This is a genomic window from Comamonas testosteroni TK102, from assembly GCF_000739375.1.
GTDB lineage: Bacteria > Pseudomonadota > Gammaproteobacteria > Burkholderiales > Burkholderiaceae_C > Comamonas > Comamonas brasiliensis.
On record NZ_CP006704.1, the window covers coordinates 6,015,742 to 6,031,903 of the forward strand.

14 protein-coding genes are annotated in these 16,162 nt (G+C 62.9%); 3 read left to right on the forward strand and 11 right to left on the reverse strand.

Annotated elements, in window-relative coordinates; all coding sequences use genetic code 11:
- Window positions 1-4: 4 nt before the first annotated feature.
- Both ssb and O987_RS27290 read right to left on the reverse strand, forming a co-directional pair.
- Window positions 5-553, reverse strand: a complete 549-nt coding sequence (ssb, locus tag O987_RS27285; protein WP_043375927.1) for a single-stranded DNA-binding protein — start codon at window positions 551-553, stop codon at window positions 5-7.
- A 258-nt stretch (window positions 554-811) separates the two neighbouring features.
- Window positions 812-2,038, reverse strand: a complete 1,227-nt coding sequence (locus tag O987_RS27290; protein WP_419177863.1) for an MFS transporter — start codon at window positions 2,036-2,038, stop codon at window positions 812-814.
- Window positions 2,039-2,475: 437 nt separating this feature from the next.
- On the opposite strand from O987_RS27290, the gene uvrA reads away from it, so the two are divergent.
- Entirely contained in the window at window positions 2,476-5,544 is a 3,069-nt protein-coding gene (gene uvrA, locus O987_RS27295) for an excinuclease ABC subunit UvrA (protein WP_043375929.1), read from the forward strand.
- Between the two features lie 53 nt (window positions 5,545-5,597).
- Window positions 5,598-6,770: an NAD(P)/FAD-dependent oxidoreductase gene (locus tag O987_RS27300; RefSeq protein WP_043375931.1), complete on the forward strand. Its 1,173-nt coding sequence runs from the start codon at window positions 5,598-5,600 to the stop codon at window positions 6,768-6,770.
- A gap of 559 nt (window positions 6,771-7,329) precedes the next feature.
- On the opposite strand, the gene O987_RS27305 is transcribed toward O987_RS27300, so the two are convergent.
- From O987_RS27305 to pyrF, 3 genes are all read right to left on the reverse strand, one after another.
- A complete protein-coding gene (locus tag O987_RS27305) occupies window positions 7,330-8,313 on the reverse strand; it encodes a Bug family tripartite tricarboxylate transporter substrate binding protein (protein ID WP_003060082.1) in 984 nt (327 codons plus the stop codon).
- Between the two features lie 204 nt (window positions 8,314-8,517).
- Window positions 8,518-9,426 carry a LysR family transcriptional regulator gene (locus O987_RS27310; RefSeq protein ID WP_003060079.1) on the reverse strand — a complete coding sequence of 303 codons (909 nt, stop codon included), beginning with the start codon at window positions 9,424-9,426 and terminating at the stop codon, window positions 8,518-8,520.
- A gap of 17 nt (window positions 9,427-9,443) precedes the next feature.
- Window positions 9,444-10,271 carry an orotidine-5'-phosphate decarboxylase gene (pyrF, locus tag O987_RS27315; RefSeq protein ID WP_043375933.1) on the reverse strand — a complete coding sequence of 276 codons (828 nt, stop codon included), beginning with the start codon at window positions 10,269-10,271 and terminating at the stop codon, window positions 9,444-9,446.
- Window positions 10,272-10,486: 215 nt separating this feature from the next.
- On the opposite strand from pyrF, the gene O987_RS27320 reads away from it, so the two are divergent.
- Window positions 10,487-11,371 carry a DMT family transporter gene (locus O987_RS27320; RefSeq protein WP_043375935.1) on the forward strand — a complete coding sequence of 295 codons (885 nt, stop codon included), beginning with the start codon at window positions 10,487-10,489 and terminating at the stop codon, window positions 11,369-11,371.
- On the opposite strand, the gene O987_RS27325 is transcribed toward O987_RS27320, so the two are convergent.
- From O987_RS27325 to sucC, 6 genes are all read right to left on the reverse strand, one after another.
- Window positions 11,368-11,937: a dihydrofolate reductase family protein gene (locus tag O987_RS27325; protein ID WP_043375936.1), complete on the reverse strand. Its 570-nt coding sequence runs from the start codon at window positions 11,935-11,937 to the stop codon at window positions 11,368-11,370. The two genes, O987_RS27320 and O987_RS27325, sit on opposite strands and share 4 nt — an antisense overlap.
- A gap of 89 nt (window positions 11,938-12,026) precedes the next feature.
- Window positions 12,027-12,467, reverse strand: a complete 441-nt coding sequence (locus tag O987_RS27330; RefSeq protein ID WP_003060072.1) for a PaaI family thioesterase — start codon at window positions 12,465-12,467, stop codon at window positions 12,027-12,029.
- Window positions 12,467-12,901 (reverse strand): MerR family transcriptional regulator, encoded by a 435-nt coding sequence (locus O987_RS27335; RefSeq protein WP_003060070.1) that lies wholly within the window; start codon window positions 12,899-12,901, stop codon window positions 12,467-12,469. The genes O987_RS27330 and O987_RS27335 overlap by 1 nt, the downstream gene beginning before the upstream one ends.
- A 136-nt stretch (window positions 12,902-13,037) precedes the next feature.
- On the reverse strand, window positions 13,038-13,730 hold the full coding sequence (locus O987_RS27340) for a TerC family protein (RefSeq protein WP_003060067.1): 693 nt from the start codon (window positions 13,728-13,730) through the stop codon (window positions 13,038-13,040).
- A 146-nt stretch (window positions 13,731-13,876) separates the two neighbouring features.
- Window positions 13,877-14,776, reverse strand: coding sequence for a succinate--CoA ligase subunit alpha (sucD, locus tag O987_RS27345; protein WP_003060065.1), 900 nt, complete (start codon window positions 14,774-14,776; stop codon window positions 13,877-13,879).
- 20 nt (window positions 14,777-14,796) lie between these two features.
- A complete protein-coding gene (sucC, locus tag O987_RS27350) occupies window positions 14,797-15,957 on the reverse strand; it encodes an ADP-forming succinate--CoA ligase subunit beta (RefSeq protein ID WP_003060063.1) in 1,161 nt (386 codons plus the stop codon).
- Window positions 15,958-16,162: the final 205 nt, after the last annotated feature.

The following is a 16,162-nucleotide window of genomic DNA, read 5'->3' on the forward strand; positions in this document are numbered from 1 at the left end:
CTTTTTAGAAGGGAATGTCGTCGTCCATGTCGTCAAACCCCGACGCAGCGCGCTGGGGAGGAGGAGCCATGGGAGCGGGAGCAGAACGCTGCTGCATGGGTGCCGGTGCGGGGCGCTGCTGCATGGGCGCGGGAGCTGGACGGCTGGGCGCCTGACAGCTGCTTTCACCATAGCCATCGTCACCACCGTAGCCGCCTTGCTGCTGACCGCCGCCCTGGCGGCTACCCAGCATCTGCATGGTGTCGGCGCGGATTTCGGTAGCGTAACGCTCTTGGCCGGAGGCCTGATCGGTCCATTTGCGGGTGCGCAGGCTGCCTTCCACATAGACCTGGCTGCCCTTGCGCAGATACTGCCCCACGATTTCGGCCAGCTTGCCGTTGAAGACCACGCGGTGCCATTCGGTGGCTTCGCGGTTTTCACCGGTGTTCTTGTCGCGCCAGCGGTCCGTGGTGGCGATGGTCACATTGGCCACCTGATCGCCGCTGGGGAAGGTACGCATTTCGGGGTCACGACCCAGATTGCCGACGATGATGACTTTGTTGACGGATGCCATAGAGATACCTTTTCAAAAAGTGGCCCGGGCAATTGTGAGAGGTCCCGAACCAATGAGCCTCGTATTCTGCCCCAAGCCAGCCATGAAGAGCACGGGATTTCCCGATATCCCATCTCGGCGATACATGGTGCCCCAGCAGGAAAGGGGCCACTGCACGCGAGCAGCCGAGCAAGGGCAGCCCCGCTGCGAGGGCTGCGTCCCCCTCCGCGTAGCAGAGAGGGGGAAGGCGCACAGCGCCTCAGGGGGTGTTGCTGTAAGTCAGTGGCGGCCTACCGGGCGCAGCGGCCAGGTCACGGCCAGCCACAGGGCAACCAGCACCGTCGTCATGATGAACAGGCCCGGCACACCCGCAAATTTGGCGACAGCACCGCCGACAGCACCGCCGGCAAACAGTCCCAACGACTGCAATGTGTTGTAGGCACCCAAGGCCGCACCGCGCAGCGGCGCCGGAGCCATGCGCGAGACCAGGCTTGGCTGGGTAGCCTCAAGCGCGTTGAAGCCGCAGAAGAACAGAAACATCAGCAGCGCCATGCACCAGACCGTAGGAATGGTGCCGCTGGCGGCCAGCATGCCCAGACCGATCTGCACGACCAGCACTAGGCCGATGGCCCCCAGCAAGGCGGTGCGCAGCCTGCCCTTGCGCTCCATGGAAAACAGCAGGCCCATGGCCACAAAAGACAGCAGCACGGCCGGCAGATAGATGTGCCAATGCTGCTCCTTGGCCAGACCGGCCTGTACCAGCATGGCCGGCACGGCAACCCACATGGACATCTGCACGGTATGCAGAATGAACACGCCGAAGTTCAGGCGCAGCAGATCGGACTGGCCCAGCAGCTCGCTGAACCGCCCCTTGGGCGCATCGGCATGCTGCCTGGGCTCGGGCGGCACTACCCACAGGACCACGGCAATACCGGCCAGCGCCAGCGCGCAGGTCAGGCCGAAGATGCCGGACAGTCCAATCCAGGCGTTGAGCAGCGGTGCCAGCACCAGCGCCAGCGCAAACATCAGGCCGATGCTGCCGCCCACCAGGGCCATGGCCTTGGTACGCACGCCATCGCGTGTCAGGTCTGCCAGCAAGGCCGTGACCGCGGCAGACACGGCGCCCGCGCCCTGAATGGCACGCCCTGCCATCAGGCCGGTCAGCGAATCGGCCATGGCCGCAATCAGGCTGCCCGCCGCAAAGACCAGCAAGCCGGCGACAATGACAGGCTTGCGGCCGATACGGTCGGAGGCCAGACCGATGGGCAGCTGGAACAGGGCCTGGGTCAGACCATACAGACCCATGGCCAGGCCGATCATGGCCGGGTCGTCACCACCCGGGTATTTGCGCGCCTCCAGCATGAAGACGGGCAGCACCAGGAACAGGCCCAGCATGCGCAGCGCAAAGATCAGCGCCAGAGCGCCGCTGGAGCGGCGTTCCTGGGAGGTCATGGTGGAAGGGGATTTGTCCGTGCCCTGCGTGCCCGCGCTGGGGGTGGTATTGATTTTTTTCACGCTCAGATTTTGCCAAGAGTCAAACTCTTATGCCCAGGTTAACTAAATCACTGCCGGGCAAAAGAGAGGAAATAAAACCGTAGATTGTCCGTGAACCTGAATCCATTAGGGTCTATTGAGGTTTGCTCGGAGTCGCGAAGGTATATGGCCGATTGCCAATCCAGACGCGTGACGCAGTGCGGGGCCTACCCGCACAAGGAACGCAACGACGAGCGGCGGCCGGCCATACACCTTCCCTTCGGGTTGCAGCGACAAAAGCCTGTCTGCGTTGTTGCCTGCCCTTGCAAGGCATCAGCCTTGCTGCGGTCCGGCGCCTAGCATCCAAGCCCTTGTCGCTGCAACGCGATCTTCGACCAAATATCAACAGACCCTAGTCACGCTCATTCCCGTCTGACTATCATGGAGAGTTTTCCCCGTCTGGAGCGCCCGTGTCCCTGAAGCCTGATTCGCCCTCTGAAGTCCATGATGACAGCCTCTATCTGGGCCGCTCTCTGGCTCAGACACGCATCGCCATTCGCGGCGCACGCACGCACAATCTCAAGAACATCGACCTGGACATTCCCCGCAACCAGCTGGTGGTAATCACCGGCCTGTCGGGCTCGGGCAAGTCCAGTCTGGCCTTCGACACCTTGTACGCCGAAGGCCAGCGTCGCTATGTGGAGAGCCTCTCGGCCTATGCACGCCAGTTTCTGGGCCGCCTGGACAAGCCCGATGTCGATCTGATCGAGGGCCTGTCACCGGCCATTTCCATCGAGCAGAAGGCCACCAGCCACAACCCGCGCTCCACCGTGGGCACGGTGACCGAGATCAACGACTACCTGCGCCTGCTCTACGCCCGTGCCGGCACCCCCTTCTGCCCCGACCACAATCTGCCGCTGCAGGCCCAGACCATCAGCCAGATGGTGGACAGCGTGCTGCAGCTGCCCGAAGACACCAGGCTGATGATCCTCGGCCCTCTGGCACGCGAGAAAAAGGGCGAGTTCGCCGAGCTTTTCGTGCAGCTCCAGGCCCAGGGCTATGTGCGCTTTCGCGTCGACGGGCAGATCTACGACGCCCAGTCCCTGCCCAAGCTGGAGAAGAACGAACGCCACAACATCGATGTGGTGATAGACCGCGTCAAGGTGCGCGAAGACATCAAGCAGCGCCTGGCCGAAAGCTTCGAGGCCGCCTTGCGCGCCGGCGGTGCCGATGCCGGCGGCCGTGTCATCGCGCTGGAGATGGACGGTGGCAAGGAACATCTGTTCAGCGCCAAGTTCGCCTGCCCCCTCTGCGACTACTCCCTGCCCGAGCTGGAGCCGCGCCTGTTCTCCTTCAACTCGCCCATGGGTGCCTGCCAGGCCTGCGATGGCCTGGGCAACAGCGAAGCCTTCGACCCCGACCGCGTCGTGCCCTTCCCGTCGCTGAGTCTGGCCAGCGGTGCCATCAAGGGCTGGGACAAGCGCAACAGCTACTACTTCTCCATGCTGGAGAGCGTGGCCAAACACTATGGCGTGAGCACCGAGACGGCGTTCGAGGAACTGCCTGAGAAGGTGCGCAACGTGATTCTCTTTGGCTCGGGCGACGAGTCCATGGAGTTCAACTATGTTTTCGAGAGCGGCGAACGCAAGGGCGAAGCCTTCATCAAGTCGCATCCGTTCGAAGGCATCATCCCCAATATTCAGCGCCGCTTTCGCGAGACCGAATCCCAGGTCGTGCGCGACGATCTGGCCAAGCTGCGCAGCGTTCGCAAATGCCCCGAGTGTGAAGGCACGCGCCTGCGCCGCGAAGCGCGCTTTGTGCGCGTGGGCGATGGCGAGCAGGCCCGCTCCATCTATGAAGTCAGCCATGCCACGCTGGCCGATGCACTGGGCTGGTTCAAGCAGCTGAGCATGGCCGGAGCCAAGGCCGAGATTGCGGACAAGATCGTGCGCGAGATCGCCTCGCGCCTGCTCTTCCTCAACGATGTGGGTCTCTCGTACCTGAGCCTGGACCGCAGCGCCGACACGCTCTCGGGTGGCGAAGCCCAGCGCATTCGCCTGGCGTCCCAGATCGGCTCCGGCCTGACGGGCGTGATGTATGTGCTGGACGAACCCTCCATCGGCCTGCACCAGCGCGACAACGACAAGCTGATTGCGACACTCGAGCACCTGCGTGATATCGGCAACAGCGTGATCGTGGTCGAACATGACGAAGACATGATGCGTGCTGCCGACCAGATCATCGACATGGGTCCGGGCGCCGGCGTGCATGGCGGCCGCATCATGGCCCAGGGCAGCTATGAGGACATCAAGGCCTGCCCCGATTCGCCCACTGGCCGCTATCTGAGCGGCGTACAAAGCATTCCCGTGCCGAGGCTGCGCACTGCCTGGCTGCCTGTGCTGCGCAAGGACAGTGAAGCCGAAGCCAGCCAAAGCGCATCGCGCTTTCCGGTCACGGCCGCGAAAAAGCGGGAGTCCGCGAGCAAGGTGCGCACCGACCTGCAGGCACTGACTGTGGAAGGCGCGCGCGGTCACAACCTCAGGAACGTGACCGTGGACTTCCCCGTCGGCCTGTTCACCTGCGTGACCGGCGTCTCGGGCTCGGGCAAATCCACCCTGGTCAACGATACGCTGTATGCCGAAGCAGCGCGCCAGATACACCGTGCAGGCACCGAGCCGGCTGCGCATGACGACATCGCAGGCATCGACTATTTCGACAAGGTCATCAACGTCGACCAGTCGCCCATCGGCCGCACGCCGCGCAGCAACCCGGCAACCTATACCGGCCTGTTCACGCCGATCCGCGAGCTGATGGCCGAAACCAATACCGCCAAGGAGCGCGGCTACGGCCCCGGGCGCTTCTCGTTCAATGTCTCGGGCGGCCGCTGCGAAGCCTGCCAGGGCGATGGCGTGGTCAAGGTGGAAATGCACTTTCTGCCCGATGTCTACGTGCCCTGCGACCTCTGCCACGGCCAGCGCTACAACCGCGAGACGCTGGAGGTGCAGTGGAAGGGCCGGAACATCTCGCAGATTCTGGAGATGACGGTCGAAGACGCACATGCCTTCTTCAAGGATGTGCCCAGCATTGCGCGCAAGCTGCAGACCCTGCTGGACGTGGGCCTGTCCTATATCCGGCTGGGCCAGAGCGCGACCACGCTGTCGGGCGGCGAGGCCCAGCGCGTCAAGCTCGCGCAGGAGCTGTCCAAGCGCGACACCGGCCGCACGCTTTACATACTCGACGAGCCCACCACCGGCCTGCACTTCGCCGATATTGCCCTGCTCCTGAAAGTGCTGCACCAGCTGCGCGATGCGGGCAACACCATCGTCGTGATCGAGCACAACCTCGACGTCATCAAGACCGCCGACTGGCTGATCGACATGGGCCCCGAGGGCGGCTCGGGCGGCGGCCAGGTCGTGGCCCAGGGCACGCCCGAAGACATCGCAGCCAACCCGGCCAGCGTGACGGGCCGCTACCTCAAGCCCTATCTGGACAAGGCCCCTGCCAAGTCCAAAGCCAAATCGTCCTCAAAACAAGACTGATCAAGCGCAACAAGCTATGCAAACCATAGCTTGTTGCACCGGGGAGAGAAACAATGCAGAAAGATATCTGGGATTTCGTCATCGTGGGCGCGGGCATGGCCGGAGCCTCCGCCGCCTGGCAGCTGGCGCAGTCGGGTGGCGAGACCCCGCCCTCGGTGCTGGTGCTGGAGCGCGAATCCCAGCCCGGCTATCACACCACCGGCCGCTCGGCCGCGCTGTTTGAAGAGCATTACGGTCCCGCCCAGGTTCAGGCCCTGACCCGCGCCAGCCGCGCCTTCTACGATGCGCCACCGGCCGGTTTTGCCGAAGCCCCCATCCTCACGCCGCGCGGCGTGCTCTATGTGGGCACGGCCGATCAGCGGGATCTGGTGGATGCTGCCTACGCCGAGGCCCAGGTTCACTCCCCCGATGCCCAGCGCCTGAGCGCCGCACAGCTCAAGACCCTGGTTCCCGTGCTCGACACCGAGGTGCTGGTGGACGGCTTTCTCGATACCGGTGCGCGTGACATCGATGTGCACGGCCTGCACCAGGGCTATATCCGCGGCCTGCGCCAGCGCGGCGGCGACCTGTGGTGCAACGCCGAGGTCCAGGCCATCACCCGGGTCAACGACTTCTGGCACATTGCCCTGCCCCAGGGCCGGAGCCTTCGTGCCAAGGTCATCGTCAACGCCGCCGGGGCCTGGGTAGATGTCGTGGCCGCCATGGTGGGAGCGGCTCCCATTGGCATCACCCCAAAACGCCGCAGCGCCTTCACCTTCCCTGTCCCCCAAGGCTTGGACGCCACGCTCTGGCCCGCCATCATCAGCGCCGATGAAAACTGGTACATCAAGCCCGACGCCGGCCAGCTGCTGGGCTCCCCCGCCAATGCAGATCCCGTGGCACCGCACGATGTCGTGCCCGAAGAGCTGGACATTGCCACCGGCATCCATCACATCGAGGAAGCCACCACGCTGCAAATCCGCCGCCCCTCGCATACCTGGGCCGGCCTGCGCAGCTTTGTCGCCGATGGCGAGCTGGTGATCGGCTGGGATGCCTCGCCCACGCCCGTGCCGGGCTTTTTCTGGGTCGCCGCCCAGGGCGGCTATGGCATCCAGAGCGCCGCCGGCTACAGCCTGCTGGCGCGCAATCTGCTGCTCGGGGAAACGCTGGATGCGGCGCTGGCCGCACAGAAGGTGAATGTGGGGGCAGTGTCGCCTGCGCGTTGTCAGCTGGCGACTCAGAATTGAGAGCTGGTTGCGCTTTGTGGGTCTGCGCCACAACCTGATTCTTGCTTTATTTCAGGACAGAGACCGGGATTTCGCCCCGGCAGACGACCTACTTTCTTGTGCAAGAAAGTGGGCAAAGAGCTGCCCCCTGCTGCCCACATCCCTCCGGCTTCGCCTGCGGGATGTGGGCACGAGGGGCAATACCGGAGACAGGATAGCTCCGAGATAGATTTGATAGCTGCCACCGCAATTCATATAAGCGCTTGAGCCTGATTTCGCAACCAGTCTTGCAGGCTGTCCGCTCCCACCTGCCTGGCTGCGCCTGCGGCACGCGGTTTGCCCGAAGCAAAGCGCAGGGACGCAGACACTCGGGTCGCCTTTTCTTTGGGTATTTGCTTTCGGTCGGCGATCCGATGGCGAAGCAAAAGAAAGTACCTCGCCCGCCGGGGCGAGACCCGACCCCTGTCAAAAAACCAGGCACGACACCGCAAAAGCCCAAACGCAAAAACGGCCTGCGCCCCGGAGGCACAAGCCGTTTTCCAACCTAGGCGACCTCAGGTCACCATCAGTCCAAGCAAGATCAGTTCTCGATATGCGCGAACTGAACAATCTTTGCGTACTTGGCAATTTCGGTGTTGATGTACTTGCCGGCATCCACCTTGGGATCGGCCACCACATTGCCGGTCTCTTCCATCTTCTTGCGGAACTCGGGCGATGCCATGGTTTCTTCCAGCGCCTTCTTCAGCTTGGCGGCGATAGGGGCGGGCAGGCCCTTGGGGGCCATCAGCGCAAACCAGCTGTTGATGTCCACGTTCTTGAACTGGGGCAGCTCGGACAGGGCAGGAATATCGGGGGTGATAGCCGAGCGCTTGGCTTCGGTCGTACCCAGGGCCACAACCTTGCCGGCCTTGATATGGGGCAGGCCCGAGGACAGCACGAACACGCCGAACTCGATGTTGTTGCCCACCAGGTCGGTGGTCAGCGGAGCCACGCCCTTGTAGGGCACATGGGTCATCTGCAGCTTGCCCTGCTCCTTGACCAGCTCGCCGGCCAGATGCAGCGCCGTGCCCACGCCGGAGCTGCCGTAGCTGAACTTGTCGGGGTTCTTGGACACCAGGCTCACGAACTCGGCCGCGTTCTTCACGCCGGCCTTGTGCGATGCGACCAGCACCATGGGCTGGGAACCCACCAGACCGATGGGAGTGAAGTCGCCAATGTTGTACTTCACGGCCTTGTTGATGAGCCTGGCAATGGCCAGCTCATTGTTGGCACCCACCATGATGGTGTAACCGTCGGCGGGGGCCTTGGCCACTTTTTGCGCACCGATGGCGCCACCGGCGCCGCCCAGGTTTTCCACCACCACGGGCTGGCCCAGCTGCTTGGCCAGGCCGTCGGCCACCAGACGTCCCACCAGGTCGGTGCTGCCGCCGGCCGGGTAGCCCACGACCATGGTGATGGCCTTGCTGGGATAGTTGTCGGCGGCGATGGCAGGGACTGCCACGGCAGCGCCCAGCAGCAGGCCCGCAGCGATGGCGGTACGGCGGAGGATGTTTGTGTTCTGCATGAAACTATTCCGAATCTGTATGAGGCAATTGTCCGAATACAGAGAAAACCCTTCAGTGCCGATCTGGCACATTTCCGTGCCATTTCAGCACATCAAGGTGTTTTAGAGCAAATCGAGAGGAGCAACGCCGCCGAGAAGCCGATACCCGCTGTTGTTTTTCCAGCTTAAGCTGTGGCCGCAGGCAAAAAAGGAGTGACTGCTCAGTTACTGGCCGGTGATATCGGTCCAGAACTGCTCCGCAGCGGTGCTCAGCCGGCGTTTGGGCCGATAAAGCCGCACATCGAAATGCACGTCCAGACTGCCGTCGCCGGCCAGCGCCAGACGGCCGTCCTGGCAATCGCGCTGCACCATGGACCAGGGCATCCAGGCCACGCCCAGACCCTTGAGCACGTACTCGTAATTGGCATCCGCCGAATCGCATTCGATGCAGCGGCGCAGGCGCGGCCACAGAGGATGGCTGGCAAGATGGTCTTCGACCAGCCGCCCCAACGCCATGCTGTGCGAAAAAGCCAGATAAGGCATGGGGCTGGCACCGGGCAGCAGAGCCTGTGCCAGTGCGAACAAGGGCTTGCCTTCGGCATCGGCCCGGGCCACGGGCACCAGCTTGTCGCTCATCACCGTCAGATAGCTGAACTGGCGGCCATCCAGCCGCACGGCAATGGCGGCATGGTGGTAGAGCAGGGCAAAGCTGACCTCGCCGCGCTGCAATATGTGCACGGTTTCATCGAGTGTGCGGGTGACGATGCGCATCTCCGCCGTCTGCAGCACGCTGCCATAGCGCGCCAGCCAGTCGGCCACGATGGTGCGCGCCAGCGTGCGCCCCGTGGCCAGCGTGATTACATGGGCCTGCCGGCCGGCCACGGCCTGCAGCTCGTCATGCGACTGGGCCAGGGTGCGCACCATCTGCTCGGCAGTGTCGCGAAAGGCCTCGCCGGCCGCAGTGAGACGAACCGGCCCGCCGCCCGCCTCGATCAGCGGGGTTCCGGCCCACTCCTCCAGCGCACGGATGCGCCGGCCGAAAGCCGGATGGGTGACATGGCGCAGCTCCGCCGCGCGGGTGAAGCTGCGCTCCTGTGCCAGAAGCAGAAAGTCTTCCAGCCACTTGCTTTGCATGGCCAGAGCGCCCTGACTCAACTCTGCGCTGCTGCCTGCAGCGTGGCGCGCGTGGCGATGGCTGCCGCGCGTGCGGCCTTGGCAAAGTCATCGCCCTGTCCCGCGTACAGAATGGCGCGCGAGGAATTGATGATGATGGGCCCGCCGCCAATGCGGGCGGCCTTGACCGTCGCCACGGCATCGCCGCCCTGTGCACCCACGCCGGGAATCAGCAGCGGCAGTGTGGGAGCCACGGCACGCACGCGCTCGATCTCGCTGGGACGGGTTGCACCCACCACCAGTCCCAGCTGGCCATTGGTGTTCCACGGGCCCTGGGCCAGCTTGGCCACATGCTCGAACATATGGGGGTTGCCGGGCACATCGGCCAGGGTCTGGGCCTGCAGGTCGTCACCGCCGGGATTGGAGGTGCGGCACAGCAGGAAAGCGCCCTTGCCCTCGTACTTGAGATAGGGCGTGATGGAGTCGAAGCCCATGAAGGGCGAGAGGGTCACGGCATCGGCGCCATAGCGCTCGAAGGCTTCCTTGGCGTATTGCCCGGCGGTGGAGCCGATATCGCCACGCTTGGCGTCCAGAATCACGGGCACATGGGGCGCCACTCGGCGCATGTGCGCCATCAGCTTTTCGAGCTGGTCCTCGGCACGGTGGGCGGCGAAGTAGGCGATCTGGGGCTTGAAGCTGTTGACCAGATCATGGGTGGCATCGACGATAGCTGCGCAGAAGTCGTAGATCTTGGACGCATCGCCCTGCATGGCGCCAGGAAAGCGGCTGGGTTCAGGGTCCAGACCCACGCACAGCATGGAGTCATTGCGCGTGGACGCGTCGCGCAGCATGTCGATAAAAGTCATAAAGCGTGATTTTAATTGTTCGCCCCTTCCAAGCCTTGCCACAGGTTTTGCGCCAAGCCGCAAAACAGACGCACACACCAACTCAGTGACACCGAGGAAGCGCCGCCGCGCACCGACGGTGTCCTCCTCCCCTAGCGCGCTGCGCGTACAGAGAGGGGGAAGGCGCGAAGCGCCACAGGGGGAGAAAATCATTCCGGGGGAGATAATCCAGCCCCATGCCTTCGTTCACGCCCAAACAGCTCATCCTCCTCGTCTTGCTCACCATCGTCTGGGGTCTGAACTGGCCGGTGATGAAGCTCGGCGTGCAGCATTTCCCGCCCCTGAGCTTCCGCATGGTCAGCATGTGGGTAGGGCTGCCCATTCTGGCCCTCTTCGTCGCCAGCAAGGGCTTGCCGCTGGCCATACCGCGCAGCTACTGGGGCCAGCTAGCCAAGCTCACGCTGTTCAACATGGTGCTCTGGCACTGCCTGATCATCATCGCCATCCCCACGCTGTCCAGCGGACGCGCGGCGATTCTGGGCTACACCATGCCCATCTTCTCGGCCGTGTTCGGCAGCCTGTTCTTCAGGGACAGGCTGGGCGTGCGCGCCTGGGCGGGCGTGGGTGCAGCCTTCGCCGGCGTACTGCTGCTGCTGTGGCATGAAGTCGGCGCTCTGGGCAGCAAGCCCCTGGGCGTGATGCTGATGCTGATTGCTGCCGCCGGCTGGGCCTGGGGAACGCAGTTGCTACGCCGCACCGAGGCGCCCGTACCGCTGATGACGCTGTCGCTGTGGATGGTGGCCATCACCACCGTGGTACTGACCGTGCTGGCCTTTGTTTTTGAGCGAAAACAATGGCAGATGCCCGACCAGACTGCGCTGGCTGCTATCGCTTTCAATGGCATCCTGGTGCTGGGCTTCGCCCAGGCCGTGTGGTTCTATCTGGCCCGCAGCCTGCCGCCCGTGGCCTCCACGCTGAGCGTGATGATGATTCCGGTGCTTGGCGTGTTTGTGGGCGCCTGGTGGCTGGGCGAAGTCTTGCACTGGCAGGACTGGACTGCCGTCTGCCTGATGGTGGTGGCGATTGCCTCGGTGCTCTGGCCTGCCAAAAACAGTCGTTAATTCCCAGGCAGCTGCGTCTTGCACACGGTGTAGCGCAGCTCCGCCATGCCCGTGCCAATCTGCTGCACGGACTGCAGCTGCAGCACGGGACTCAGCAGCCGGCGCGGCAGCAGAGGCTTGCCCCGGCCCAGAGTGGCCGAACCGATCTGCACAATCACCTCGTCCAGCAGGCCCGCGTCATGGAACTGACCGGCCAGATCACCGCCGCCCACAATCCAGATGTTCCTGTTGCCGGCTGCAGCCCTCATGCTTGCCAGCACGGGCTGCACAGCGCCGCTGACAAAGCGCACATCGGCACCCTCTATCAACGGCAGCTGGCGGCTGGAGAACACCCAGGCAGGCTGCGCATAAGGCCAGGCTGCGCCAGTCTCCTGCTTCACGGCATCGGCGTTGCGGAGCATCCATTCATAGGTGGCCGAGCCCATGGCCAGCGCACCGACCTGCGCAATAAAGCCCGGATAGCTGGACTCCGTCAGGCTGCCCAGGGGAAACAGCCAGTCCAGGGAGTCGTCTTCGGTGGCGAGAAAGCCATCCAGGCTGGAAGCGGTGTAGTACTGGGTTTTCATGATGGAGCGTAGTTTGCCCCGGCGGCGCGGGCTCGGACCGCTGCAAACCTGCCGTCCGGGCAAAAAACCTCGGGCGCTGCCCCCAAAAGTCAGTCCTGGGATGCGGGAGCCAGATTCCGCGCCGTGGCCAGCATGGTTGCGCAAAGCAGCTCCCGGCCTTCGCGGCAGGAAAACACATCCGCCCGGGCCACTGTCAGCAGCTTGCTGGCCTGGATGACGCGGCCACGGGCCAGCAGGCTCGTGCCATCGGCCGCCGCCAGGTATTTGATGCTGCAGTCCACGGTGGCATTGAACCAGCCCGGCGGCAGCAGCGTCCCTGCGGCCGATACGGCAGCAAAGTCCGCGATGGCAAAGACGGGCGTGGCCTGCAACTGGCCGGGCCTGAAGCTCAGGCTTTCCTGATAGGGCAGGCAGAGATCGACCTCGCCTGGCCCTATGCGCTCGAAGCGCAGCTGCAGCATCTGCGCCACCGGCATGGAAAGCACCAGGGCCTGTACGTCACGGGCGAAATTCTCGTTCTGCGGTGTCATCACTCTCTCCTGCTCCTGCCGGATGAACCGGCCTCGTCACTGCCGCGCGCACGAACACGCGGAAATCCTGGCTTGACGGCTGGCTGCGGCTCACGCTCGCCAAACCATGCGATATGTGAAACCAGGTGCTTGCGCAGTGCGCGCCGCTGGGCAATCTCCGCATCCAGTTCGGCAATGCGCTCCTGCAGCCTGACAATCATCTGGGCCGCCGTCAGGGTCTTGCGACGATAGGCCGGCAGCACTTCGGCGATCTGCGCCAGGGAGAAACCACATTGCCGCGACATGGCGATGAATCGCAGCTCGCGGATCACGCTGTCATCGAACTCGCGGTAGCCGGAGGGGCGCCGGGCGGCGGCAATCAGGCCCAGACTCTCATAGTGACGAATGGCGTGCACGGACACACCCGACAGGCTGGCAAGTTCCGATATCTGCATGGCGACAAGGCTAACAAGCCTGGGGTTACACGAAGGTTGGAAGCCATGTTCACACAGTTTGTCGCCCACGCTGCGGCCATAAAAAAACGCACCGTGCTTCCACGGTGCGTTTTTTGGGGGGAGCTTGTCGGGGCGATCAGGCCGCAGCGACTTCCTTCCTGGCAGAGCGTGCCTGCATGAACTTGCCCAGTCCGACCACCAGCACGGCGCCCGCTGCAGCGGCAGCATAGTGCAGCCAGGGGTGAGCCATGGTGTAGCCATGCAGCAGGTTGTCGTTGACGATGGTCTCGCCGCCCACCCAGCCAATCAGCGCCGCGCCCAGCGTGACGATGACGGGGAAACGCTCCATGAGCTTGATCATCAGCGTGGAGCCGAAAATCACCAGGGGAATGGAAATGGCCAGGCCCAGGATCAGCAGCACCATATTGCCCTGGGCAGTGGCGGCCACGGCAATCACGTTGTCCAGGCTCATCACCAGGTCGGCGATCAGGATGGTGCGGATGGCAGTCATCATGGAGCCATGGCCCTTGGACTCGCCTTCGCCGTCTTCGTCGCCGGTCAGCAGCTGATAGCCGATCCACAGCAGCAGGCAGCCGCCCACGACTTGCAGGAAGGAGAGTTCCAGCAGCTTGGCTGCCACCACGGTCAGCACGATACGCAGCACCACGGCGGCGCCGGAGCCGAACATGATGGCTTTCTTCTGCTGTTCAGGGGGAAGCGAGCGCGCGGCCAGTGCGATGACCACGGCGTTGTCGCCGGAGAGAATGATGTTGATCCAGATGATCTTCACCAGGCCGATCCAGAAATCGGCGCTATTGAGCATTTCCATGATGACTCCACTGTTTTGAATATGAAAGCGCCGCATTGCGCGGCGCTTTCTTTTAAGAGTGGAGCCAGTGTAGGACGCCAGGCCTATCCTTGTCAGTTCGTAATACTGCGTAAATTCAACGCCGCATCAGGAACTTTTGCAAGGACTTACTTCTTCAGCAGGCCTTGCAGCAGGCGGCCCATTTCGGAAGGGTTGCGGGTGATGGTGAAGCCGCACTCTTCCATGATGGCCAGCTTGGCGTCAGCCGTGTCGGCACCGCCGGAGATCAGGGCACCTGCGTGGCCCATGCGCTTGCCGGGAGGCGCAGTCACGCCGGCGATAAAGCCCACGATAGGCTTCTTCATGTTGGCCTTGCACCACTGGGCAGCTTCGGCTTCGTCGGGACCGCCGATTTCACCGATCATGATCACGGCATCGGTGTCGGGATCGTCGTTGAAAGCGCGCATCACGTCGATGTGCTTCAGACCGTTGATGGGGTCGCCACCGATACCGACAGCGGAGGACTGGCCAATGCCCAGTTCGCTCAGCTGAGCCACGGCTTCGTAAGTCAGCGTACCGGAACGGGACACCACGCCCACGCGGCCCTTCTTGTGGATGTGACCGGGCATGATGCCGATCTTGATTTCGTCAGGCGTGATCAGACCGGGGCAGTTGGGGCCCAGCAGCAGAGTCTTCTTGCCGCCGGCAGCTTCCTTGGCCTTCATCTTGTTGCGCACTTCCAGCATGTCGCGAACGGGGATGCCTTCGGTGATGCAGATGGCCAGGTCCAGATCGGCTTCAACCGCTTCCCAGATGGCAGCAGCAGCGCCTGCGGGAGGCACGTAGATCACGGACACGGTAGCGCCGGTTTCCTTGGCAGCGTCCTTGACGGAACCAAAGATTGGGATGTCGAAAATCTTTTCGCCAGCCTTCTTGGGGTTCACGCCTGCCACGAAGCAGTTCTTGCCGTTCGCGTATTCCTGGCACTTTTCAGTGTGGAACTGACCGGTCTTGCCAGTAATGCCCTGGGTGATGACCTTGGTGTCTTTGTTGATAAAGATCGACATGTTTCTATCTCCGGGGCGTATTACTTAACGGCAGCAACGATCTTGGTCGCTGCTTCAGCCATGGTGTCAGCAGCGATGATGGGCAGACCGGAATCCTTGAGGATCTGCTTGCCCAGCTCTTCGTTGGTGCCCTTCATGCGCACGACCAGAGGCACGCTCAGGTTCACGGCCTTGCAGGCGGTGACCACGCCGTTGGCGATGGTGTCACACTTCATGATGCCACCAAAGATATTGACCAAAATACCCTTGACTTCAGGGTTCTTGAGCATGATCTTGAAGGCTTCCGTCACCTTCTCGGCCGTAGCGCCGCCGCCCACGTCCAGGAAGTTGGCAGGTTCGCCGCCGAACAGCTTGATGGTGTCCATGGTGGCCATGGCCAGACCGGCGCCGTTCACCAGGCAGCCGATGTTGCCGTCCAGGGAGATGTAGGCCAGATCGAACTTGGAGGCTTCGATTTCGGCAGCGTCTTCTTCGTCCAGATCGCGGAAGGCCACGATTTCGGGGTGGCGGAACAGCGCGTTGGGGTCGAAGTTGAACTTGGCGTCCAGGGCCATCAGGTCGCCCTTGGAGTCGCAGTTCAGGGGGTTGATTTCCACCAGCGACGCGTCGGTGTCCATGTAGCACTTGTAGATCTTGGCGAACAGATCCACGGCCTGATCCACGGACTTGCCTTCCAGACCGATGGCAGCTGCCACCTTGCGCGATTGCGCTTCGGTGATGCCGGTCAGGGGGTCGATCATCTCGGTGATGATCTTTTCGGGAGTGGAGTGAGCCACTTCCTCGATGTCCATGCCGCCTTCGCTGGAAGCGATCAGGGCAACCTTCTGTGTGGCACGGTCAGTCACCAGCGACACATACAGTTCGTTCTTGATGTCGGCGCCGTCTTCGATGTACAGGCGACGGACCTTCTGACCTTCGGGGCCGGTCTGGTGAGTCACCAGCTGCATGCCTAGGATCTGCTCGGACAGCTTCTGCACGTCCTCGATGGACTTGGCAACCTTCACGCCGCCGCCCTTGCCGCGGCCACCAGCGTGGATCTGGGCCTTCACCACCCACACGGGTCCACCCAGCTTCTGGGCTGCTTCAACAGCCTCTTGCACGGTAAACGCAGGAATGCCACGGGGAACGGGCACACCAAATTGGCGCAAGATTTCCTTGCCTTGGTATTCATGAATCTTCATGACTTTGTCTCTCTGAACTGAGGGGAAATACCCGCTTGCCACCGACTCGGGGGAGCCTGGCCATCGGGTTCATATGACATGGCGAGCAGGAATGTACCATGCTGCACCGCGCAAAACGACACCTGAACATGCGCAAAATCCACAATTTCACGCAACTTTGTCGTGTTCCGGAAACAGCTGCAATGCCTTGAATTTCTTAGGGAAA